The organism is Prevotella marseillensis, from assembly GCF_900625065.1.
Taxonomy (GTDB): Bacteria; Bacteroidota; Bacteroidia; order Bacteroidales; family Bacteroidaceae; genus Prevotella; species Prevotella rara.
On the sequence record NZ_UYXY01000001.1, the window covers coordinates 1766310 to 1791418 of the forward strand.

General features: G+C 44.5%; 20 protein-coding genes and 1 pseudogene. 10 read left to right on the top strand and 11 right to left on the bottom strand.

The features are described from left to right. The first annotated feature begins 5 nt into the window (after nt 1–5). The 4 genes from EJL04_RS07395 (at nt 6) to EJL04_RS07410 (ending at nt 3689) form a co-directional block, all read left to right on the top strand. Complete coding sequence (locus EJL04_RS07395) at nt 6–1211, top strand: O-antigen polymerase (RefSeq protein WP_125104538.1); 1206 nt, start codon at nt 6–8, stop codon at nt 1209–1211. 6 nt (nt 1212–1217) lie between these two features. Further along, on the top strand, nt 1218–2066 hold the full coding sequence (locus tag EJL04_RS07400; RefSeq protein WP_125104539.1) for a glycosyltransferase: 849 nt from the start codon (nt 1218–1220) through the stop codon (nt 2064–2066). A gap of 7 nt (nt 2067–2073) precedes the next feature. After that, the gene (locus EJL04_RS07405) at nt 2074–2769 is read left to right on the top strand and encodes a glycosyltransferase family 2 protein (RefSeq protein WP_125104540.1); all 696 of its coding nucleotides are present in this window, start codon (nt 2074–2076) and stop codon (nt 2767–2769) included. 152 nt (nt 2770–2921) lie between these two features. Next, a complete protein-coding gene (locus tag EJL04_RS07410) occupies nt 2922–3689 on the top strand; it encodes a glycosyltransferase family 2 protein (RefSeq protein ID WP_125105321.1) in 768 nt (255 codons plus the stop codon). Between the two features lie 539 nt (nt 3690–4228). Here EJL04_RS07410 and trxB read toward each other — a convergent pair. Together trxB and EJL04_RS07420 are read right to left on the bottom strand one after the other, a co-directional pair. Further along, complete coding sequence (gene trxB, locus EJL04_RS07415; protein WP_053398621.1) at nt 4229–5179, bottom strand: thioredoxin-disulfide reductase; 951 nt, start codon at nt 5177–5179, stop codon at nt 4229–4231. Between the two features lie 126 nt (nt 5180–5305). After that, nucleotides 5306–5860 carry a glutathione peroxidase gene (locus tag EJL04_RS07420; protein WP_021855379.1) on the bottom strand — a complete coding sequence of 185 codons (555 nt, stop codon included), beginning with the start codon at nt 5858–5860 and terminating at the stop codon, nt 5306–5308. Nucleotides 5861–6397: 537 nt separating this feature from the next. On the opposite strand from EJL04_RS07420, the gene EJL04_RS07425 reads away from it, so the two are divergent. From EJL04_RS07425 to EJL04_RS07440, 4 genes and pseudogenes are all read left to right on the top strand, one after another. After that, nucleotides 6398–6976 (top strand): GNAT family N-acetyltransferase, encoded by a 579-nt coding sequence (locus tag EJL04_RS07425; protein ID WP_125104541.1) that lies wholly within the window; start codon nt 6398–6400, stop codon nt 6974–6976. Continuing rightward, nucleotides 6973–7377 (top strand): DUF1810 domain-containing protein, encoded by a 405-nt coding sequence (locus EJL04_RS07430; protein ID WP_125104542.1) that lies wholly within the window; start codon nt 6973–6975, stop codon nt 7375–7377. The genes EJL04_RS07425 and EJL04_RS07430 overlap by 4 nt, the downstream gene beginning before the upstream one ends. Nucleotides 7378–7467: 90 nt before the next feature. Beyond that, the gene (locus EJL04_RS07435; RefSeq protein WP_125104543.1) at nt 7468–8514 is read left to right on the top strand and encodes an alcohol dehydrogenase; all 1047 of its coding nucleotides are present in this window, start codon (nt 7468–7470) and stop codon (nt 8512–8514) included. Nucleotides 8515–8704: 190 nt separating this feature from the next. Continuing rightward, nucleotides 8705–9544, top strand: a pseudogene (locus EJL04_RS07440) (aldo/keto reductase). A 205-nt stretch (nt 9545–9749) separates the two neighbouring features. Here the strand turns inward: EJL04_RS07440 and EJL04_RS07445 are convergent. Next, nucleotides 9750–10709, bottom strand: coding sequence for an alpha/beta hydrolase (locus tag EJL04_RS07445; RefSeq protein WP_125104544.1), 960 nt, complete (start codon nt 10707–10709; stop codon nt 9750–9752). A gap of 307 nt (nt 10710–11016) precedes the next feature. Between EJL04_RS07445 and EJL04_RS07450 the strand changes: the two genes are divergently transcribed. Beyond that, entirely contained in the window at nt 11017–11589 is a 573-nt protein-coding gene (locus tag EJL04_RS07450) for a hypothetical protein (protein ID WP_053398618.1), read from the top strand. Nucleotides 11590–11983: 394 nt separating this feature from the next. Here the strand turns inward: EJL04_RS07450 and EJL04_RS07455 are convergent, their stop codons facing one another. Beyond that, complete coding sequence (locus tag EJL04_RS07455; RefSeq protein ID WP_125104545.1) at nt 11984–12493, bottom strand: hypothetical protein; 510 nt, start codon at nt 12491–12493, stop codon at nt 11984–11986. 246 nt (nt 12494–12739) lie between these two features. Here EJL04_RS07455 and EJL04_RS07460 point away from each other — a divergent pair, with 246 nt between their 5' ends. Beyond that, complete coding sequence (locus tag EJL04_RS07460) at nt 12740–14314, top strand: tetratricopeptide repeat protein (RefSeq protein WP_164511731.1); 1575 nt, start codon at nt 12740–12742, stop codon at nt 14312–14314. Nucleotides 14315–14421: 107 nt separating this feature from the next. Here the strand turns inward: EJL04_RS07460 and mfd are convergent, their stop codons facing one another. The 7 genes from mfd to EJL04_RS07495 form a co-directional block, all read right to left on the bottom strand. Continuing rightward, nucleotides 14422–17832, bottom strand: coding sequence for a transcription-repair coupling factor (gene mfd / locus EJL04_RS07465; RefSeq protein ID WP_125104547.1), 3411 nt, complete (start codon nt 17830–17832; stop codon nt 14422–14424). A gap of 267 nt (nt 17833–18099) precedes the next feature. Next, nucleotides 18100–19008 carry a helix-turn-helix transcriptional regulator gene (locus EJL04_RS07470; protein ID WP_125104548.1) on the bottom strand — a complete coding sequence of 303 codons (909 nt, stop codon included), beginning with the start codon at nt 19006–19008 and terminating at the stop codon, nt 18100–18102. Nucleotides 19009–19016: 8 nt separating this feature from the next. After that, on the bottom strand, nt 19017–20057 hold the full coding sequence (locus EJL04_RS07475; RefSeq protein WP_125103825.1) for an IS630 family transposase: 1041 nt from the start codon (nt 20055–20057) through the stop codon (nt 19017–19019). A gap of 771 nt (nt 20058–20828) precedes the next feature. After that, the gene (locus EJL04_RS07480; protein ID WP_021855365.1) at nt 20829–21500 is read right to left on the bottom strand and encodes a metallophosphoesterase; all 672 of its coding nucleotides are present in this window, start codon (nt 21498–21500) and stop codon (nt 20829–20831) included. A 91-nt stretch (nt 21501–21591) separates the two neighbouring features. Beyond that, entirely contained in the window at nt 21592–22083 is a 492-nt protein-coding gene (locus EJL04_RS07485) for an exonuclease domain-containing protein (protein WP_125104549.1), read from the bottom strand. Nucleotides 22084–22213: 130 nt separating this feature from the next. Continuing rightward, nucleotides 22214–22744 (bottom strand): very short patch repair endonuclease, encoded by a 531-nt coding sequence (locus EJL04_RS07490; RefSeq protein ID WP_125104550.1) that lies wholly within the window; start codon nt 22742–22744, stop codon nt 22214–22216. Nucleotides 22745–23668: 924 nt separating this feature from the next. After that, nucleotides 23669–24769, bottom strand: a complete 1101-nt coding sequence (locus tag EJL04_RS07495; RefSeq protein WP_125104551.1) for a DUF4932 domain-containing protein — start codon at nt 24767–24769, stop codon at nt 23669–23671. Nucleotides 24770–25109: the final 340 nt, after the last annotated feature.

The following is a 25109-nucleotide window of genomic DNA, read 5'->3' on the forward strand; positions in this document are numbered from 1 at the left end:
GCAAAATGTTGACAAACATAATAATATTAATATTTGTGTTCGCAGGAATGCTGTCTTTTTTCCTGCTGTCACCCAGATTCTGCTCTTATCTTCCAAAACGTCAGATATTCTCACCATGGAATACAACTCTGATTGTATGGATTATAATTCTCACGCTCTATACTTTTGTTCATAAGGAGCTGTATGCTGTTTCTGAACAATTTGTATACGGCTTAACCATTTGGGTATTTACCTTTGTCATTACATCCGCCGTCACCTTTGTAGTTTTCCCTTCATATAAAAAAAGCCCATGGAAAGTATGCGAAAAGAATGTTGACATAATAACATTAATTACGCTGATCCTTGTTCCTATGGCCGTGTATAAAGCTGTGCAACATGCATTTATGCTCGGTTCGCCCGAAGGCCTGTTCTACACGTTAAGAGAACAGGCTGTCAACCCTGAAGAGAACCAGCTTGGCATTGTAAAATATTTTGTATACGTCATAAACACTCTGCTAATCATAGAAATATGCCGCAGCAAAATAAGGAAATGGCGCATGTTGCTTGTCATATCGCTCTGCTTTCTCTTCTTTATTGCGACAATGGGAAAGATGACATTGTTCATGTACATATTTACGAGCCTTTATCTGCTTTATGAGAAAGGAAGAATATCATTAAAGCCTATATTTTGGGGATCAGTGTTTCTTATTGCATTGGTACCGCTGATGTTTATTCTAAGAGGAAGCTCAGACACCGAAACAGATGCCGAGGTTATTGGAGACTTGCTGATAATTTATTCTGTAACATCTATCATCGCATTTGGACAACTGTCTCCATGTTCGTCTACCCAATGGGGTGAAGTAACTCTTCGCTTCTTCTATGGACTTTTTGAATCACTCGGATTCAACATAAACACCCCTCCCCCTATCGTTCAGGAATTCTGTACAACGCCTCTGCCAACTAACGTATATACAATAATGTCTTCATACTTCAAGGACTTTGGGTTTACCGGAATTTTTGTATTTGCCTTGATTGATGGATTAATTATTGGCGCAATATACAAATATTCAAAAACAGGCAACAACCTGATGATGTATCTATATGCCTATATTTTTACATTATTAGTTACCCAGTTTGTTGACGAACAGATATTCCAGGGTTTGTCATCAATCATACAGATGACCGTACTTATCTTTATTTGTCACATCAATTTGAGCTATAATAAGGAGTGATGAAAGATGGATAAATTTACAAGAAACAACAATCCTGCATCAATTGCCGTTGTGGTGGTGATTTACGGGTCGAAATTAACCAGCTGCAACGTATACAATACATTAATAAAAAATAATATAGACAACATAAGCTGTTTGCTTGTTTTTGACAACTCGCAGACAAAACAATACGAAAAGATAGATCTCCCTAATGTGAAATACGAATATGTATGGGATCCTTCCAACCCTGGACTATCCATACATTACAACGAAGCAGCAAGGTATGCCAGACAACACGGATATGAATGGATTTTGTTATCAGACCAAGATACGACATTTCCACCGGAAGCAATGGCTGAATATCAAAAGGCTTTGACGGAGAACCTTGACTGCAGTCTGTTCGTACCCATACACAAGATATCCGGCGACAGATTTCTGTCACCTGTCAGATCGTGTATTTGGAAACAGACGACATGCATAAAACCAGGCATGCATAAAATTAAAGAATATGACATTATAAATAGCGGGATGCTGATAAAAGTCGCCGACTTTATTAAAGTGGGCGGATATAAAGAAGACGTAAGCCTCGACTTTTCTGATTTTCAATTTATTGAAAGACTGAAAAGAGTCACTAAAAACTTCATCGTATTAAACATCGAATGCATACAAGACTTTTCGAATAACGCTGAAGACAAAGCAAAACTTATCAGCCGCTTTAAGAAATATTGCCAAAATGCTGCCAACTTCGAGACCAGAAGCATATATACAAAAGCCAGGATATCGTATCTTGTCTTAAAACATACTATAGCCCTCTCTGTAAGATGTAAGACAACAGAAACGTTCAAAATATTAGTCAAAAGTATAATAAAGAAATAAAGTTGCCATGATTTCAGTCTGCATAGCCACATACAACGGTGAAAAATTCATAAAACAACAATTGACTTCCATACTGGAACAATTAGCCCCCGCCGATGAGATAATCGTATCGGATGATAATTCTAAGGATAATACAAGAAATATAATTGAGGAATTAAATGACGGCAGAATAAAGATTATTGACGGGCCCGGCATGGGTTCACCCACAAAAAATTTTGAGCAGGCACTGAAACATGCTAAAGGAGACTACATCTTCCTTGCCGACCAGGATGATGTATGGAAAGAGGGCAAAGTTTCTATATGTATGAAATATCTTAAAGATTATTGTTGTGTTGTCAGCGATGCAACAGTAACCGACGGTGATTTAAAGGAGACTTCATCTTCTTTTTTCAGGCTCAACAACACAAAATACGGGAAATGGTATAACCTGCTTCTAAAGAACGGATATCTTGGCTGTTGCATGGCTTTCAGAAAAGAACTGCTAAACGCTGCCATACCATTTCCTGAAGACACCCCTATGCATGACATCTGGCTTGGAAATGTCGCAGCATTCAAATTTAATGTATGCTTCATACCCCAAAGTCTTATCCTGTTCAGAAGACATGGGCACAACAGTTCGTCAACAGCAAGAAAAAGCACCTCGTCGTTAAAAGACAAAATAAATTTCAGGTATGCGATATGCAAAGGCCTCATAAAACTGTGACGGACAACCGCTATGATGTTTTGTTACATCTAAAATATTCAAAAATTTGCTCAAAATATTTATTTTGATTAACTTCGCATTTAATTTAGAGATGGCTTAACTGCAGACAATTGAGCCTGTCATGATAAAACTTGCCTAATATACAGAAAATGATTAAAGTATCAATAATAACAACTACATATAATAGTGCCAAAACGGTTGCAAGCACGATAGAATCTGTATTAAGCCAGACATATCCTAACATTGAATATTGGATTATTGACGGGAATTCGTCCGACAGGACATTAGACATAATAAAAAAATATCAGGAACGCTTTAACGGTAGGCTGCATTATCTGTCTGAAAAAGACAAAGGTATATACGATGCAATGAACAAAGGCATCAGCAAAAGTTCGGGAGACATCGTCGGCATTCTCAACTCAGACGACTATTTCACATCAGATGACATCATAGAGAATGTAGTAAAGGCTTTTGCTGACAACAAATTAGATGCTGTCTACGGAGACATACATTTCATCGACGGAAGCAACCCCGACAAAATTGTAAGGTATTATTCGTCTGCCATGTTCAAGCCATTTTGGCTGCGCTTCGGCTTTATGCCCGCACATCCGTCATTTTACGTAAAACGTGAAGTTTATGAAAAATGCGGCAATTATTCGTTAGATTATAAAATAGCATCTGACTATGACATGATGGTCAGGCTATTTCATAAATACCAAATTAGAACAAAGTACCTTAAAAAGGATTTTGTAACGATGCGAACCGGCGGTGTCAGCACTAAAAGCATCAAGAACAGAATACTGATTACGAAAGAAGACGTTAAGGCATGCAAACGTTACGGAATATACACAAATATGTTTTTTATCTCAATAAAGTATCTTTACAAAATATTCGAATTTAAACGCTTTTCTGTAAAATAACTCGGCTGCATGAATTTATAAACGGCAATTTATAATACAGAATATATAAGTCAGCCAAATTGCTCTTTTTTGAGTTCAACTCCATATCCACTTATTTTGTTTTTACGGGCAACAAAAGTTTAATTGCATTTAAACTAAAAAAATCTGAAAGTAATAGACGTATTTTCATTAAAAGTTATACGAAACACGACCTATTTCAATAAAGACTTTAAGCTAAACCACATCCATAGGTTTCAAATCATTAATCTATTGTTTATGAGTCAAAACTCGGCCACTTTTGATGCAAAAGTGGCCGAGTTTTCTGTTGCAAACAAGTGATTATTTTTGAGCAAATCAGATATTTCGGGCTCGCCGATTTATTTTCTATATTCGGACTGCCGCCATTTTGGCAGAATAAAGCCTGCATATACCGAATAACACAAGCTTTAAAAGACTTATCTACTAATATCCGGCACAATACAAAAAAGAGTATGAACGCTATGAGAAATCATACGCGCCCATACTCCGCCTTATTTCTAATTCAAGCCAGCAAACGTCTATCAGTGAGACGGATGCTCCTGAAGATAGTTCTTAGCCTCTATTGCCGCACGGCAACCGCTTGCAGCAGCTGTGATTGCCTGACGATAGTGAGGATCGGCAACGTCGCCGGCAGCAAATACGCCGGGCACATTGGTGCAAGGAGTATTGCCTATGGTCTTGATATATCCTATCTCGTCGAGGTCGAGCCACTCTTTAAACACATCGCTGTTAGGCTTGTGACCGATAGCAAGGAAGAAGCCGTCGATAGGCAGATCATATTTCTCCTCGTCGGGTTCGCCCTTGCGCTTAACGAGGTGGGCACCCTCAACACCGTTCTCACCATAAAGGCCGAGCGTGTTGTGCTCAAACAGAATTTCTATGTTCTCAGCCTCCTTTACACGGCGCTGCATAACCTCTGATGCACGGAGGAACGGCTTGCGCACAATCATGTAAACCTTCTTTGCAAGACTTGCAAGATAAAGAGCCTCCTCGCATGCTGTGTCGCCGCCGCCTACAACGGCAACAACCTTCTTGCGATAGAAGAAGCCGTCGCATGTGGCACATGCAGACACGCCTTCGCCCTTATATTTCTCCTCGTCAGCCAGTCCGAGATATTTTGCCGAAGCACCTGTGGCAATGATTACAGTGTCGGCAGCAATAACATGTCCGTCGTCTGTTGTCAGCTTGTAAGGAGCCTCGCTCAGGTCGGCCTTAACGATAACGCCGTCGCGCATGTCTGTACCGAAGCGCTCTGCCTGCTGCCTCAAATCCAACATCATCTGATTGCCGTCCACACCCTCGGGATAGCCTGGGAAATTCTCTATCACTGTAGTCTGTGTCAGCTGTCCGCCAACCTGCAGACCGCAATACTCTACCGGATTCAGGTTAGCACGTGCTGCATATATCGCAGCCGTATATCCTGCCGGACCGCTGCCTATGATAAGGCAGCTCACTCTCTCTGCGTTTTCCATATTAATTTATAGTTTTTTTAAAAGACAAAGAAAAGCCAACAATACACCACCATGCCCCATAAGGTTGCACCGCGCTATATCATTGGCTTTTCATTTCATCTTATACAAATATGAATGTATATGTTTTTATTTCTTCAACAGTTCTTCAATCTGCTTCTCTATGTTCTCTATCTTCTCTGTAGGCTCGAAACGTGCCACAACTACACCGTTCTTGGCAACAAGGAACTTTGTGAAGTTCCACTTGATGTCTGCCTTGCTCTTATAGTCGGGATCTGCCTTTGACAGCATATCGTCAAGAATCGGAGCTATAGGATGGCTCATGTCCCATCCGGCAAAGCCCTTCTGGCTTGTAAGATATTTGTACAGAGGATCTGCGTCTTCTCCGTTAACCTTCAGTTTCTTAAAGCGGGGGAACTCTGTGCCATAGTTCAGCTTGCAGAACTCATGTATAGACTCGTCTGTGCCCGGAGCCTGCTGTCCGAACTGGTTGCAGGGGAAATCGAGAATCTCAAATCCCTGGCTGTGATATTTTTCATAAAGTTTCTCCAACTCCTCATACTGCGGTGTGAATCCGCACTTTGTTGCTGTGTTTACAATCAGCAGCACCTCGTTGGAATACTCCTTTAACGATACGTCTTTTCCTTTTCTGTCCTTGACAGTGAAATCATAAACTGTTTTCATCTTTTGTTTTTATCGGTTTATATATAAAATCTTCTACAAACTTTATGCCAAACGCTGCGACAACTGTTTATCAGTAAACTTTTGGCATGATATTTTTATCTTCTGCAAACTTACACAAAAGTTTTGAATATCCCACATCCTTTGAAGAAGTTTTTTGAAATATTTATGTAATTGCACAAAGTCAAAAATACCTTTATATCTGTTTCCGTAATACAGGAATATTTACAAACGACGGCAGGCATACTAAAAATAAGGCGGCTCGGCTATGACAAAATTCAAAAAACTACGTCTTTTATTTGACTTTGCTCTCGCCTTTCACTATCTTTAAATAAGATAGGAGGCGGCTCGGCTATGACAAAATTCAAAAAACTACGTCTTTTATTTGACTTTGCTCTCGCCTTTCACTATCTTTAAATAAGATAGGAGGCGGCTCGGCCAAGACAAAATTCAAAAAACTATGTTTTTTATTTGACTTTGCTCTCGCCTTTCACTATCTTTGTATGTCATTAAAAAAACTATATGTGCCAAAAGCCTGATATGAAACAATATGCTAAACACTACGGCTCTGCCGTTACAAAAGACACAAGACCACAGATAAAGCTGTGCCGCAAAGAGGAATTTGAAAATCTGTGGCCACAGATAAACGATATATTCGACAAGGCGCGGCAATATATGCGCCGCAACGGCAACAACGTGCAGTGGACTAACGGCTATCCGCAGAAACAGACCGTGGCGAGTGATGTTGCCGACGGGTGTTTCTATCTGATATGCCTCAACAGCCGCATTGTGGCATGCTTCTGCATGCGCCCGTCGCCCGAGCCTACTTATGCCAAGATATACAACGGACAATGGCCTAACGACGAGCCTTATAACGTGATACACCGACTTGCGTCTGACGGCACCATAGACGGCATAGCACTGCTTGCCATAAGGTTTGCCCTTGACAAAGGCAACCTGAGAGTGGACACTCACGAACTTAACTCCACGATGATCAGTATCCTAGAGAAAGAAGGATTCATAAGATGCGGCACTATTTACGTTGCCGACGGCACCCCGCGCATAGCATTCCAAAAACAAGGAACAAGACATACAAACCAAATAAACATAATGCCATGAACGAAAATGAATATAATCTGCAAAGATTCGTCGATGCACAGGAAACCGAATATGCAACAGCACTTAGCGAAATACGCAGCGGAGGCAAGCGTAGCCACTGGATATGGTACATATTTCCGCAGCAGAAAGGTCTTGGGCACAGCTACAACTCTGAATATTACGGACTCGACGGCACCGGCGAAGCACGCGCATATCTGGCACACCCGCTGCTCGGAGCGCGACTGCGCGAAATATCAGGCGCACTGCTCGAGCACAAAGGCCGCACCACAATACGAAGACTTATGGGCTCACAAATCGACGTACTGAAGCTGCGCACATGCATGCAGCTGTTTGACAGCATATCGCCAGGCGACATATTTGCCGAAGTACTCGACGCCTTCTTCAATGCCAAAGAGGAATAACCAGTGGCCAGCAATGCGGCAATCAGGGTTTTATCCTGACTCATTACATACCGAAACATATTTAATATAACCATAAAACCAAGCAAAACGATGTTAGCATACACATACATAGAGCGCGGACGGTTTGAACTTAAAGAAAAGCCCGTGCCGCAAATTAAAGACGCGCGCGACGCCATTGTGCGCGTAACCCTCGGAAGCATCTGCACAAGCGACTTGCACATAAAGCACGGCAGCGTGCCGAGGGCCGTGCCCGGTATAACCGTTGGCCACGAGATGGTGGGCATAGTTGAGCAGGTGGGAGCTGAAGTAAGAAACGTTAAGCCGGGCGACCGCGTTACGGTGAACGTTGAAACATTCTGCGGCGAATGTTTCTTCTGCAAGCACGGCTACGTGAACAACTGCGAAGACCCCGACGGAGGCTGGGCGTTAGGTTGCCGCATAGACGGCGGACAGGCAGAATATGTAAGAGTGCCGCACGCCGACAACGGACTCAACCGCATACCCGACAACGTAACAGACGAGCAGGCACTCTTCACAGGCGACATACTTGCCACTGGCTTCTGGGCAGCACGCATATCCGAGATTACGTCAGACGACACAGTAATGATAATAGGTGCCGGTCCGACAGGCATATGCACCCTGCTGTGCGCCATGCTCCATAAGCCACGGCGCATAATCGTCTGCGAGAAGTCGGACGAGCGCATCCGTTTTGTACGCAGTCATTATCCCGATGTACTCGTAACCAAGCCCGAAGACGCCGAAGCCTTTGTAAAAGCCAACAGCTGCCGCGGCGGTGCCGACAAAGTGATTGAAGTGGCAGGAGCCGACGACACTTTCGAACTGGCATGGCGATGCGCACGTCCCAATGCAATAGTTACCGTTGTGGCTCTTTACGACAAGCCGCAGACACTGCCGCTGCCCGACATGTATGGCAAGAACCTTACGTTCAAGACAGGCGGCGTTGACGGTTGCGACTGCGACGAAATTCTGCGTCTGATATCCGAAGGCCACATAGACACCACCCCGCTGATAACCCACCGCTATCCGCTAAACGAGATTGAAGAGGCTTACCGCACGTTTGAAAACAGGCTTGACGGAGTGATAAAGGTGGCAATAACCGAGAAGCAAAGGCCATAGGCAGCGCATGCCTTCACGTTGCCGGCAGGCACAGCTGAAACGGCTCTGCAGCCGACATCTCAAAGAGCCATGAAAAAAGTCTGTAAAAGTGGTTAATCTATCCGTAATCCATATCCTCTACACACAGTTATTTATTGCTAACTTTGCAAAGTGAAAGAAACATTTTGCTAAACATAAAAACGAAGGTAACATGAAGACAATAAAACTGAACAACGGAATAGAGATGCCACAGATAGGCTACGGCGTATATCAGGTTTCGCCCGACGAATGTGAACGTTGCGTTAGCGACGCACTGAAAACAGGCTACAGGATGATTGACACGGCACAGGCCTACCACAACGAGGAAGGTGTGGGACGTGCCGTGAAGAACAGCGGAATTAACCGGTCGGACATTTTCATCGTGAGCAAGGTGTGGATATCCAACTACGGCTACGAAAAGGCAAAAGCATCGATAGACGAGAGTCTGCGCAAGCTGCAGACCGACTACATTGACCTGATGCTTCTTCATCAGCCATTCTGCGACCGCTACGGAGCCTACAGGGCACTCCAGGATGCCTACAGAGAGGGCAAGCTGCGCGCCATAGGCGTGAGCAACTTTTATCCCGACCACTTTATCGACCTGGCCAGCAACGTCGACATTGTGCCTGCGGTCAATCAGGTTGAGACGCATGTGTTCAATCAGCAGACTGAAGCACAGAAGATAATGGAGGAGTTCGGCACACACATCATGTCATGGGGTCCGCTTGCGGAAGGCCGCAACAATCTGTTCAGCAACGAAACTCTCACAAAGACAGGCAACAGTCACGGCAAGAGCGTGGCACAGATTGCATTGCGCTGACTGATTCAGCGTGGCGTGATAATAATACCGAAGTCTGTTCACATAGAGCGCATGGAGCAGAATCTCGACATCTTCAACTTTGAACTTACAGATGAAGAAATGGCAGAGATAGCCACACTCGACACAGGCAAAAGTCTGTTCTTCGACCATCATGATGCCGAAACTACAAAATTGTTTATGAGCTGGCGATAGATCAGAAAATTAGCCGCTCTGATTTTCGGTTGTTATATTTAATTCCGGCAGATTCTCAGCTACGCACAACAACACCCGCGCAAATCAGCCGGAACGTTTGTCTCGTTGATTATCATCCTAACAAAGACACCATAAACAATCAAAGGGGACGTTTTTTGATTCGCTCAAAAAACGCCCCCTTTGATTTTCTTAATTCACAAAAATATTATTTTTCTGCAAGTTTTTCCTTAAACCATCTAACCACGCGGTCGATGACAGGCTGCTGAAACCAGTACATGTCGCCATGCCCGGCGTCTTCAACCTCTACATAGCTTACGTCGTTGTCTGCTTTCTTCAGCGCGTCATACAGCTGCCTGCTCTGCACAGGCGACACCAGTGCGTCTGCCGTGCCGTGCATTATCAGGAACGGAGGCAGTCCCTTGCGTATATGCCCCATCGGACTTGCCTTCATGGCCTTTGCCGTATCGCTAAGAATGCTTGCGCCAGGATAAGAGGCAAACGCCGTTCCGTGAACGAGCAGCGCCTCGGTAACGGCCTTCGATGCATGTATGTCCTGTATCTCCTTTGAATACCCCTCGCCTATGTTCATCAGGTTGCTTATGCCATAAATTGTCGCTGCGGCCTGCACATCCGAACTCTGGTCGAGATAGTCGCCCTGATCATATTCCTTGTCGCCGCCCGTAACACCTACCATCTGTGCAAGATATCCTCCTGCCGAATCGCCTATCACGCCTATGCGCTGAGGGTCGATGCCAAACCGACGGGCATGGGCACGAAGATAGCGGACGGCCGACTTGCCGTCGACCAGCAAAGCCGGAAACATGTCGGGCACGGTGCGATACTCTACTGATGCCACCACAAAGCCGGCCTCAGCCAGAGCCATGCGCATCTCTACATATCTGTCGTGTGCTGCCGAAAGAAATCCGCCGCCGGGATAATATATTATGGCCGGTTTTGGCTTGTCCGTACACGGCACGAGCAAAGTCATCTGCAGCGTGCGGTTGTCTGATGCCGATGTAATCTGCGAATATACTATGCCCGTAACGGCATCAATGCGCCCGCGCTCAATGTTCACCTTCATTGTTTCGTGTACGGCCTGCGCCTGTGCGCACACCGGGGCAGCCATAAGGGCTGCTGCCATGATCAAGTGTTTCTTGCTTTTCATCCTTCAGTCTGTTTATTATTCTGCACGAATGCAAAGATACTAAATTAAACGGAGCTTTAAAAACTTACTCCCCACTATCTCGCGCTACACCGGACAATAAAGCCTTCTGCCGTTATCGCGCCCTCACTTCTGCGCGTCTCTCACAGCACGATTCATCTATGAAAGTAGGCTTTTGGTAACATAAAAATAGGGAAATTCCTAAAAACAATATGGATTTATGCTTGCACAGGCAGACACAATGAATTATATTTGCAACAGAATATTTAAAACAGCGAAACAGAATATTAATAATTTAAAGCGATATATTATGAAAAAGTTTACATCTATCCTTGCTATGATAATGATGGCAGCCATGTCATTGACATTCGTAAGCTGCGACGACGACGAATACATAGCCGACACACTGTGGGGCGTTTGGGAAGGCGACATGTACGTAACGAGCGAGTGGAACGGACACACCTACTACTCTTCTTACTCAATCCTGGCCTTCGACAAGGATCCTTACGAGTATGCTTCGGGCACAGGCTACTGGATTGACTATTACAGCGATGCTCCGTGGGACTATTTCGCAAGCCACATAGAATGGAGAGTGAACAACCGCAACATCGAAATTTACTCACGCGAGGACGACACCTACTTCACAATATACGACTACTCGCTATCTGAAAGCTGGTTCAGCGGAACTATCATAGGCGAATATGGCGACCCCATGCAGTTCAGGCTGCGCAAGACGTCATCACCTAACTGGGGTGACTTCGAATGGGGCTGGGACAGCTGGTATGGCTACTCTTATCCTGACTACTCGCCTTCAACACGTGCTGACGGCAGCAACAACGCCGACAGACCTGTAAGAAAGTTTATGAAGAAAACGGCTGAATAACAAAATCTTTATTATCATATTCTATTTCCCGTAAGCACCCAGCTGTGCTTACGGGGAGTTTTTTATCATAAGACAGCTGTGGCTAAAAGCTTAAACACAAACCGCCTTATGCATATAATTTAATTATAAATTCTCAGTTTTATCATAACCTTATGGATAGCATAAAAAAAGTCATAGGATTACGACTAAAAACTCGGCCACTTTTGAGGTAAAAGTGGCCGAGTTACGATGCATAAACGATAGGTTAATGATTTAAAACATTTGCACATAATTTTGCTTACAGTCCACATTAACAATATCACATTTTCAGGCATACGTTAAGCAAAACAATGTGATTTAGTTACGATTTTCAGCGTCTTTTTCAATAACCGGTCTGTATACACCTAAAAAAGACCTAAATACCGAAGCCCAATATGAAGTTGGCACCATTATAATTGTCTATGCCGGCTGTGCGCGAACTGATGTGACGGAATCCCACACCGACGTTCATGTGTATTTTTCCGCGCCCTAATTTCATCATCAGCGCAGCGTCGTATATAACATTTTTCCATTCAGAACTAAGTCCTGCTGCCACCATGCCACGCACTTCGAGAGCCACGGCATCTGCTTCATATAATGTATAGCCTACTCCACCTCCGTAAACTTGCGTCCTTGCGTAGCTTTCCTGTTCGTCATAATGCCCATACAGCGTTTCTGTGTGCAGGAACAAAGACATACGAGGAAGGAGCTTATAACCTAAATTTACACTTGGCGAAAGCAGCGTGACGCCATTACACTTAGTTCCGCTAACAACTGCAAAATCAGTCAACAATCTGTCGTAAAACTTTTCCGCATTTGATGCGTTCTGCGCCCCGGCTGATGTCATTACAGCCAAAAGCATAAATAACATGATGATTTTTTTCATAATACTTTTTTTAATTTTGCTACTTCCAAAATTAGTGTTATCCAAAATTACATCCAAACTTTTTCGGCTTATCTTTTCGTGTGTGTTACATTTTTTATTTAGGCATAAAGCATTACACATCAATACTTTAGCGTCTATATTACAGAGTTTGTCAAACTAAAAATGTAACACGATGCAATGATAAAACGTTCATTTTTCTTGCTCAATTGGTATTATTTTCATACCTTTAATCAAAATTCTGAAGCAATGACAAAAATTATACTCTGCCTTATTTTATCCGTTTTAATATTAACAAATTGCAGTAACGACAACGACACACATGAAAAGCTGTCGGAAATAGAAAGACTGCTTGAAAAGGAGAAATATGAACTTGCCATGAATAACCTGTCGGACATAAATGTCAAAAGGCTAAACGAAGAAAACAAAGCATATTATGACTTGCTGATGACGCAAGCAAATTTTTGTCTCGACAAGCAAACAGATTCTGACTCCTTGATTAATGAAAGCATAAGGTTCTATGAAGAAAACAACAACAAGATTTTACTGGCCAAGGCATATTATTATAAAGGCATAACATGCTATCAGAGGGGCAACAAAAGCGAAGGCATAAACTTAATAAAAAAAGCGGAACACTTGGCCAAAGGAACAAGCGACCTTAACTTCATTACGAAAATATACATCAACTTATCTTTTATAAATATCGACACCGGCAATTATCAAACCGGACTAAGCTATGCAAAAAAGGCTCTTCAAACAGCCCGAAAAGCTAACAACAAAATTCTTGTCGCCTTGTCAATGAATAAGATTAACGCAGCATTTAATTGTATGGGGAAGATTGATAGCTGCCTAGTATATTCTCAAAAAACAATTCCTTACATAAAGTATCTTAACAAAAACGACAAATTAGAGGTTCTGACAAACATCAGCATCGGCTTTGTGAATAAAGGGCTGTATGACGAAGCTATCCTTTATGCGAAAAAGTCTTTGGAAATTAAGCCAAATGCGCACGCATATTATATCATAGGCTCAATTTATTTTGAAAGAGGAGAGAACCGGAAGGCATGGCAACTGCTGAACGACGCACTAACCACTAACGGACTTGAACTTAAGGCAGAAGTGCTGTTGTGGATGGCTGACCTTAAAAAAGAAGAGGGAAAATATAAAGAGGCGTCTGAACTTGAAGAAAGGGCTTTGGCCACAAAAGACAGCATAAAAATTAAGCAGCAGACAGAACACATGCTCAGTCTGCAAAACAATGCCGAAAGAAAGGCGGCTGATGCGCAAGCCCAAAACAGGCTCGTGATTGCCATATCAGCCGTAATGGTTTTTGCAGCGGCTGTAATGATATCCATGCTTGCATATAACCGCCGAAGAAGAAATGCGACAAAACGACAAATTGAGGACATAAGCAGAACGACGGAACAATACAGACAGAAGATAAGCGAACTCGACAAGGAGAAAGACAAGAACGAAAAGGAAATAGAGAAACTGAACAAGAAAATTGAGAGTCTGAAAGAAAGGAGAATGACGATTCTCGGCCACGGACGCATGCTTTACGATGAACTGGAAAAAGGAGGTAAGACCATAACATGGAAGAAGGACGATTATGAGGCCGTGATTGAATATTACAGGACTATAGACCCTAAAACCATAGAAAGCATAGAGCATAACTACAAAAAGCTGACTCCATATAACATTTTCCTGCTGATAATGATTAACAACGGCAAAACCAACGACGAAATTATGCAAACCACCGGCATATCATACAGCGCACTGAGAACAATGAAACACAGAATAAATAAAGTGAAGAATGAAGAGTGAAGAACAAAGAAACAGTGCTCGACGTTAGTCAATTCAAATGCATAGTAATTGCCAATAAAATCTATACGGCAAAGCTATTGAATTCTTCGTTCTTCACTCTTAGTTCTTCACTTAAACCCTTCTATCTCACGCAGTTTTTTTACGGCTTCGCCAACGGTATTAATGCCCATAACCATCATCATGCGCTTGCCGGCCACTTCCTTCAGATTGCATGTTCGCGGATTATGACCGATATAGTTTAAGACTGTGTCGAACACGTTGCTGCGATAATATGCGCTCATGGGGTTGCTCACAAACTGCATGCGCATCTGTCCCTGACGCAGGATAATCTTCTCACAGCCAAGACGCTTGCCTATACGCCTCAGCGGAACAACATGCATAAGTTCTTCGCCCTCGTGAGGCACAGGACCGAAACGGTCGACAAGACGAGAACGGTAAGCGTCGAGGTCGGCATCAGTCTGAATGTTGTCAAGTTCACGGTAAAGGAGCATACGCTCGCTGCTGCTAGGCACATACTGGTCGGGCAGATACATCTCGAGGTCGCTCTCAATGGCGCAGTCCTCAACAAAGTCGTCACCCGTAAATGTCTTGCCCTCGGCCATCTCGTCCTCATACATATCGCTGAACTCATCGTTCTTCAGCTCGGTTACGGCCTGATTCAATATCTTCTGATAAGTCTCATACCCAAGGTCTTCCATAAATCCGCTCTGCTCGGCTCCAAGCAGATTGCCGGCTCCGCGGATGTCGAGGTCCTGCATAGACAGGTTAAATCCGCTGCCAAGTTCAGAGAACGTCTCGAGAGCCTCAAGTCGGCGACGGGCCTCCTGCGTAAGCACCGACTTAGGCGGAGCAAGCAGATAACAGAATGCCTTGCGGTTGCCACGGCCGACACGGCCTCGCATCTGATGAAGGTCAGACAGTCCGAAGCGGTGAGCATCGTTGATAATTATGGTGTTGGCGTTGCTTATGTCTATTCCATTCTCAACGATGGTGGTAGACAGCAGCACGTCGTATTCATAGTTCATGAAGTCCATTATGATCTTCTCGAGTTCCTCGGGCTTCATCTGTCCGTGACCGATGGCCACGCGCGCGTCGGGCACATACTTACGTATCATGGCGGCAAGCTCCGGCAGGTTGCTTATACGGTCGTTAACGAAATACACCTGTCCGTTGCGGCTCATCTCAAAGTTTATGGCATCGGCTATCACTTCCTTGTCAAAGGTGTGCAGCTCGGTGCATATAGGATAGCGGTTGGGTGGCGGAGTCTGCATTATACTCATGTCGCGCGCACCCATCAGCGAAAACTGCAGCGTGCGCGGTATCGGCGTTGCCGACATGGTCAGCGTGTCTACGTTCACTTTCATCTTGCGCAGTTTCTCCTTTGTTGCCACACCAAACTTCTGCTCCTCGTCTATTATGAGCAGTCCTAGGTCTTTAAACTTCACGCTCTTGCCTATCAGCTTGTGCGTACCGACAATGATGTCAATCTTGCCGTCGGCAAGGTCAGTCAGCACCTCACGAGTCTTCTTTGCGCTGCGTGCGCGCGACAGATAATCAACACGCACGGGAAAATCCTTCAGTCGCTTAGAGAACGTCTGATAGTGCTGATAAGCCAGAACGGTGGTGGGCACAAGAACAGCCACCTGCTTAGAGTCGCACGCAGCCTTGAAGGCCGCACGCACAGCCACCTCGGTCTTGCCAAAGCCTACGTCACCGCAAACAAGCCTGTCCATAGGCCTGCGGCTCTCCATGTCGGCCTTAACATCGTTAGTGGCCTTCAGCTGGTCGGGCGTGTCCTCATATATAAAACTGGCTTCAAGCTCATGCTGCATAAACGAGTCGGCACTGAAGGCATAGCCCTGTTCGTGTCGGCGCGCCGCATAGAGCTTTATAAGGTCGCGCGCAATGTCCTTTATCTTCTTCTTGGTGCGCTCCTTCAGCCTGTCCCATGCCCCAGTGCCGAGTGTGCTCAGGCGTGGCGGAGTCTCGCTGTCGCGGCGCTTGTATTTTGATATCTTGTAGAGCGAGTGGATGCTCACGTCCACCTTGTCGTTGTTCTGATAAATGATGCGTATCACCTCCTGATAGCTGTTGCCTGCCGGCACACGCACCAGTCCGGCAAAGCGCCCGATGCCGAAATCCACATGCACGATATAGTCGCCCGGCTCCATCTCCTGCAACTCTTTCATGGTGAGCGCCATCTTGCCGCTGCGTGCGGCGTCAGAGCGCAGACTGTATTTGTGGAAGCGGTCGAATATCTGATGGTCGGTAAAGAAACATGCCGGCATACTGTTGTCGGCAAATCCTTCATGCAGAGTCTTGTCAACAGGCAAGAACTCTATCCGTCCGGCTTTGCCTTCGTCTGCCAGCGTGGTGAAGATGTCTTTCAGGCGTTCGTTCTGCTTGACGCTGTCGGCAAGGATATAAAGTTTATATCCGCGCAGCATATAGTCTTCAAGAGCCTTTGTCAGCAGGTCGAAGTTCTTATGGAACAGCGGCTGAGGCGTCATGTCAAACTTCAGCGTTGCCGTCGGTGTGCCCGTCGGCTTAGTGCCCATCTCCATACGTCTGAAACCAGAAACATCGGTCATAAAGCGTGCTCCGCTTATCAGCATGGAGTCGGCCCTAAGCTCCTTCATCACGGCCTGCTGCTCCATCTCGGTCAGTCCCTCGAGACGTTCTTTCTTAGCCTGCTGCGAAAAGCCGTCATGATAGGTGCGGTCTATAACGTCGCGCACATACAGAATGTCTTTAGCCACAATGATGGTGTCTTCAGGCAGAAAGCGCATGAACGACACTTTCTCGTCGGTCAGCGTTGCCAGTTCGGGCACTATCTCTATGCGCTCGCGCTTGTCGCGCGACAACTGGCTCTGCACTTCAAAGGTGCGTATAGAGTCTATTTCATCGCCGAAAAAGTCGATACGGAAAGGATATTCGCTGCTATATGAGAACACGTCGAGAATGCTTCCGCGCAGGGCAAACTGGCCCGGCTCGTAAACATAGTCAACCTCTGTAAAGCCAAAGTCGCGCAGCGTTCTTTCCAGTTGTATAACGTCGTGCGTGTCGCCTGTGCGCAGCAGCAATGTGCGTTCGTCAAGTTTCTTGCGCGACACGACAAGCTCGCTCAACGCCTCAGGACATGTAACCACATAAAGAGGATGGCCCTCAAGCGGCGCCGACAAGCGGCTGAGCACTTCGGTGCGCAATATCTCGCTGGCCGGATCGCGCTGTCCGTACTTCACCTGACGCCGATAAGATGATGGAAAGAACAACACGTCTGTGTTGCCCATAATCTGAGTAAGGTCGTGATAAAAATAGCCGGCCTCCTCGGCATCGTTAAGAACAAAAAGACACATAGGACTGACACGGCGTGCGGCCGACGCAAACATCATTGGAGCGGCCGACGCAACAAGTCCCTGCAGGAAAACGGTCGGAACAGACTTGTCTTCCAGCAACCTGACCAGTGCCGCAACCTGCGGCGACTTGGCATATAAATCAGAAATTTCCTGTATATTCATCGCGAATCCGCCGACAAAGATACAACATTAAAACGAAACGTGAATACAAATCGAAAGAAGAATGCAAAAGAACAATTCACAATTAGCTGCGCTGAACTTCGTTTCATAATTTATAATTGGCTGCACTGAACTGCATTTCACAATTTAATTAAAACGAGCCATATTTCTTAGCTATTCATCCTTAATAAAAAAGTTTCCGCCATGTCAGAGATTCATCACCTCATTTCATGGCGGAAAAAATTGTGAAACGTGGTTCGGCGTAGCCAATTATGAATCACCATCGTATCTTCCGGCCATCCTGCGTATCACCTCAGCAACTTTTTTACGGAAACTTTCGGGCGATACCACCTCTACATCCGAGCCGCACGACAATATCTCCTGTATCAGGTCGCACGTAGGGCGCATATAATACTCAAACACCGAGTAACCTTCGGCAGTCTCAACTTCCTGCTGCGAATGATGCAAAGGTTGGGAGCGCATATACGACGCATGCATTCCATACACCTTCAGACGGATTTTTACCGGATTGTCGTCACTTATAACTATGCCGAAGCTGTCTTCAAAAAACTTCTCCGGATTAAAGTCCTTGGGATAGACAAACTCCTTGTCGGTGATGTGCATATCTATTATATGGTCTAACGCAAATGTGCGTATAGAACCACATTCGACACACTGCCCCACCGCATACCAATGCTGCTTGAACAACTTTACGCAATAAGGTCTAAAAGTATAACATCCTGTCTCTTCACACCAGTAACACCTATATTCGAGCCGTGCCTCATGTCCGTCGCGCATGGCTTCAAGAATCTTTTCGAGATGCACTTTGTCCGAAGGCATATATTCAAACAATATGCGCTTGTTGAGGTTATGCCCGTCTACAAGCAGATTATTAACCGAAAAGGTGTTCAGCAGCCAGTTTCGCAACCCGTTGTTTTCCAGGTCGTCTACATTCTCGATGTAATAATAGTAGCCTCCTTTTCTGTTGCATTCAATGTTTATGTCGAAAATCTGTTCTATGGCCGCACGCCAGTTGTGGAATGTCCTTAAAGGTATGTCCTGCCCGTCGCTCAGGCTCGACCTGAGCCACCGTTCATTGATTTCCTCAAACGTTATTTTTCGCGAGCGGTAAATTACATCAACAAGCCATATATACTTGTCGAATAGGTCTTTTGTCATAATTATAGTTAAAAAGAAATGGTTTGCGAATTACACAAACGAAATTTGAGAGTTAGAAGTGACTCCAACTCTTCTTTATAGTTTCCGATATTGTCGAAGAAATCCTTGATGGCCTGTCTGAATTTCTCTTTTGTCCTGTAGAATCCGGTGTTAATGACCTTCTTCCTGAGGAACTTCCAAAGCCTTTCAATCAAATTGAGGTTCGGCGAGTAAGGCGGCAGGAATATCTGTTTGATTTTCGTCCCGTTTACCCATTCCTTGAGCTTTTTGTTGTGATAATAGCGGGCATTGTCGGAGATGATATAGATGACGGAAGCTTCGGGATGCCTTTCCAAGGCTGACTGATAAACATCCCGGGTGGATTCGGCATTGACGCTCTCACAGTCATGCGCTATCACATCTGTCACGTCATATGCATTAAGCAACCCGTTGATGTTCACCCTGTCACGACCGCTGACGGTCGGCTGTTCAAGTCTCTCGCCTTTCTCTATCCACGCATAAGTGGAACGGCTGTTGTGGGTCGGATGGACACCGTCCGCATAATAAACCACCGCATCTTCCGGCATACCGGAAAGAATTTCTGAAAGTTTCCCGGCAAAGGCCGCCTGCCTTGAGGCATCAGCCTCACAAGGGACTTCCGATGTCTTCTTATAGGTAAATCCGATGCGGTTCAGCAAGTCTGCAACCCCCTGGGGAGTGTATTCAACGCCGAATGCGGACTTTATCCAGGCCGCCACACCTTTGGCATCCGTATATATGTGCTCGCGTAGTTCCTTGCACAAGGCTGCCAGCTGACGGCTGTCAAGAAGCCCCCAATAACCCTTGTAACGGTTTTCCAGAAGTTCATCAGCACCACCATGTAAATAAGCGGAACGATAACGGTATACAGTGGAAACGTCTATTCCAAGACATGAGGACACGAAAGAGGGCGTATTACCCATGCCCAACATCAGAATGCAAGTCACACGGGCATAGTCGGAACTTCCGGCTAAATTCCGTTGAAGTTTACGCAAAACTTCCATTTCTGATGTCGACAACTGAATTTCCATAGTGCAAAGATACTATTTTTTGAATGATTTTTCGCATTTCACTTACTTTTGACTATAATTGTCTATTTATTTTTTGGTTCTAATATCAATACACAACCGACATCAGCCGTAACAATAACGGCTGACACCGGCAACACAGCATCAACAACAGCCAGCTATTTATTATTTATACGCCAAGCCACAATCCGCAACGTACAAAAAATGTAAGCCGCAACATGCACGTGCCCACAACCATGCAGACAATACTGCAGCCTGTGTACGCCAAACATGCTTATTCATAAGAAACAAAAACCCACAGCCCACCCATTTCTTTCGATTGCAAACAATATCTTACCCAAAAACAAAACCTATCGCTTCTTCTAAGCATAAGCTTATCATTATGCAAATAACAAAGCCCCGCAACATACGGATATAATCACAGAAACTGCCTCAACGGCATCATTATCCTGCCAATATTGTCTGAAATCAAGAAATTACACCATGACATCACCTAACCAAAAGTCCAATTAAGTCTTATATTTCCTAAAAAATATTTTCTTAATGCTGACTCATTTTTTATATATGTGTTTGAAAGTATCATACGAAGTTATTTAATTTTTGTGCAAAAATAAATGCCACTTATGCCAAACCGCAGCATAAGCAGCAAAAATTTTTCGATGAATTATATGTTTTTAATCCATGTCAAGTGAGAAATTCAGGCTGTACCCATACTGTATACACTATACAGCCTGTCTGTATAGGCATGAAAACCGCCTCATACGGCCTACAGCCTCATTCCTCATAATAATATTTGCCGTTGCGCAGACAGTCGCAGAAGATTATCTTGTTGTCATTATATCCGCAGCGCTCCGTAATGTCGTCAACGCGGTTGTGGCCAACAATCTGCGTATATCCATGCAGCGGGTCGGTCAGTTCGCTTATGTCTGCCCAGAATATTCCTCCGATTTTGCCTATGCGTCCTCCCCTGGCATGTCCAAGGCGCAACATGGCGTTAAACTGGACTGACTCGGGATTATTCAGCTGATGCGCTATAGGCTGAGTAAGGTCGCCCTTAAAGTCGTCTACAAACCAGCTGTGCTGTATGCCGGCATGCGTAAATATCCGGTTGCCCTGCTGATAGGCATACTGAAACAGCTCTATGTTGGCGTTGAACATAGCCTCGGCAAACCTCTCTATCTGAAAGTCGTAGCGCGAACCGGGCAGGGCCCTGTCGCAGAAATAATGCAGGTCATGGTTGCCAAGAAGCAGCACCACGTCGTCCATGCGCCGCTTCTTAAGTTCTATGATGTCACGCAGGTTGTCCAGCTGTTGCCTGCGCGTAATGTATTCATACGGGTCGAGATAGTCACCCAGAAACACGATTGTGCAGTCTTCGTGCTCATCAACTATGCTTCTCCATTTTTCAAGACCGTGAACATCTCCTATGGCTACAATAGGTTTCATTTTTCTTCTTTGTTTAGCAATTACACACTCGACTTGTTTTCTTACTCCGTCTTTTATTCATTCTCAGTATATGTGCCACAACATTGCAGTATCACAATATCTCTCTTGCAATCCATGCACAGGCCTCGGCATCAGCAAGGGCATTGTGGTGCATCGTTAGGTCGTAGCCGCAAAGGGCAGCAACAGTATGCAGCTGATGATTCTCTGCACCGGGAAAAGCCCTGCGGGCAGCGGCAAGGGTATCGTAAAAGCAGTAGTCGGGATAATCCATCTGATAAACCTTGAACGCGGCTTTAAGGCAGCCCTCGTCAAAGCCTTTGTTATGAGCCACTAGCGGCAGCCCCTCAATGAGCGGCTCCACCTGCTTCCACACCTCGCTGAACACCGGTGCCTCTTCGGTATCTTCGCGCGTCAGGCCATGCACTCTGCTGCACCAATAGGTGTAATAGTTTGGCTCGGGCTGTATAAGCGAGTAGAACGTGTCGGCAATCTCACCGTCACGCACAACCACCACGCCCACGCTGCACACCGAACTGCGCTCGCCGTTGGCCGTCTCAAAATCTATAGCCGCAAAATCTTTCATCTACACAATACTTGTTTCTGCCGCAAATTTAGCAAATTCTACACTTAAAACGTAAGCTATTTAGTTTTTTAACTCATACAGTTGTAAAGATTTATTTTCTTGTTTCCGGTTTAGCTGTTAATTCTATGCGTTATATCATCGCCCTGTCGTCATCATCCGCCGCCCCATATTCAGGCTCTGTCTCTGCCGCCATCATGCCGCAGTCGTCTTCCGGGAGAGAGTATCTCACGGTGCGGTCGCCAAGATATATATGGTTCAAGGTGTATTCGAGCGACGTCAGCGTCTGTTCACGCCTGTCTGTCTTCAGCTCACACTCCCACACCGTCATGCAGTGCCATCCCATGGCGGCCAGCTCCTGCTGCACCCTTTTGTCGCGCTGCCTGTTGCGGTTTATCTTGGCTGCCCAGAAGTCAACGTTGCTCTTTGGCATCTTGAAATACTTGCACCCTTCATGTCCATGCCAGAAGCAGCCGTTCACAAAAATGCACGTGCGATACTTGCGCAGCACTATGTCTGGATGTCCCGGCAGGCGCGGATGATTCAGCCTGTATCTGAATCCGCGTGAAAACAGATACTTCCTGACTATCATCTCCGGCTTTGTGTTTGCCGAATGTATGGCGGCCATGTTTTTGTGCCGCTGCTCCTTAGTACATCTGTCCATCCCCGCCCCTTTTCGTCAACTGTATGCTGCCGTTTTTGTCCGGCATAATGCCGTAAGCCTTTCAGTACGCCGTTATGACATGTACGGGTTTTCTGCCCTTACTTGTCTAACTGCAAAGATAATATTTTTTTATTCTTCATCAAAAACATCCGTACTTATTTTCTGACGGCAATAAAACAAAACTGCCACAAATGTTCTCATCCATATAAGCCTGCATAAAAAGCCTCATAGAATTTAAAGGCAAAAAACTGAAAGGAAAATGCATATTCTTCATTAAGAAACAATCAGAGAAAGAATCTCCATAAAGAAAACTGTAAGCAAAACAACGAGTATATGTTTCAAATCATTAACCTATCGTTTACGGTCTAAAAACAGGCCACTTTTGATGCAGAAACGGCACAGTTTTTACCGGCAAACAGGCCGGTATTTATGGCTGTCAACTACAGTCAACATTCCAGCCTGTACATTTATGCCGCTGACACATTTTTCTTATGCCGAGTTTAGGTTTACATTAAAGCCAAATCGTTATAAGGATTCGGTCTGTATTTTTGTTTTATATCGTTCTTCGTCATTTTTTTGCAGACACTTTTATAATTTGCTAACGCCGAACAGCGTTTCATAATTAGCTGCGCTGAAAACGAAGTTCGACGTTAGTCTAGTCAATGTTTTACTACAAGAAATAGGAAGTAATCGGATTAAATAAATCCTGATACTCAATTCCGGCAGATTGCAAATCAGCCGGCACAATACCAAACGTAGTGCTTGCGAATGGAAAACACATGGCGCTTTGGCTTTACATTAAGCTGATTTTCATCAGACTCTTCTTGATATAGCGGGCTATGTCAAGAAAAAGCAAACAATAAGACGGGCTGAAAACGTTAATGCACAAAATTGATAAAACTATGTACGGCATAATTACCGATTTCAGTTTAACACCTTGAACTTTTCATTTTCCTTTTTCGCCACATTAGTGAAGAAGGTTATAACATGCGGATAGAAGTTCTCGAAGTTTCCATACTTGTGCTGTTTCTTCTCATATTTTCTCAGCAGGCTCACCAGCTCAGGCATCCATCTGAAGTTGCGCTGAATCTGCTCCGACAACTCCTGTTTCACTTCTTCCGGCTTATAATCATTGTCCAACATATAACAGATTACGGCTGCGCGCACCAGCGATTCGTTTATCATTGTCTTCCAGTTGCCGTATGCCTGCTTTGCCATAGCCCATTTAGACAGCTCAAATATCTCAGTTGCCGCCTGTTCCATATCTTTCACATGACCGGGATATCGTTTCTCATCAAGCAGATAATTTACAAAAGAGTGATTAAACTCATGCACAAGCGTAGGCAGATAGTCCTTGCTGTACATCGGCTTGTCTTCCTTATCAACATAATAGCCCACAACGGCAAACACTTCTTTCTTGTTGCCTCTTACGTGTCTGTTAACTCCATAGTTTCCACCGCCGTTACAAAAGCCAATAATCACAGAAAATACTTCCTGCGGCTCTTTACCATAAAAGGCAGAATACCAGTTTGTGTCAAGATACTTTATCACATTCTCACGATAAGCCTCAAGTCCTTTTTCATACAGGGCTTTATGTGCATTGAAAAAGTCGTTGAACCTTGTATCTTTATAAAAGTTGCCGAGCTGTGTCAAAAACTCCGTCTTGTCCACCTTGCCCCATCTCTTTTCAAGCGTCGGCACTTCTTCGTCTATCAGCGAGAACGTGCCGTTCTGATTATTAAGATGTATCGCCATCGACATCACGGCATCAAAAGATATGCCGTACTTGTTTCTGAGTTCTTTCATATACTGCACAGCCGGATGCTTCGTTTGACTCTTAAAATGTTCATCCATGTCTTTTATATATTGCCCTGCCATGTCCATGTTATATTCAGGATATCCGGCCATACGTGCCAATATACTCATCAGTTCAACATTCTCATTCACCTCAGGTTCTATTGTCTGAGCCTTCGTGTCCAGCGCGTAAACGCAGAAAAGCAAAATACATAATATTATTGTTCTCATAATTTTAGATAATTATTTATGCCGTTATCGTACCATTCATCATACATACCCCCTTTCAGGTGTTTTCAATAAATTTGTCAAGTTATTTTTTGAACAGCTCCAGATGACATTTCCACGTACAGTTATTTGTATTTACAGGCAAAAATAATTTAATATAACCATAACGGCAAGAAAATAGACTTTTATTGTAATTAATTTATTATTTTGTCAATAACATTCTCTGTAACTACAGATAAAGTATTCACACTTAAAAGATACCGGAAATAAAGAACGAATTAAGAAGCACGCCAACTTTAACAAGGTGATAAAAAATAAAATCAAACATAAAAACTATACCTTA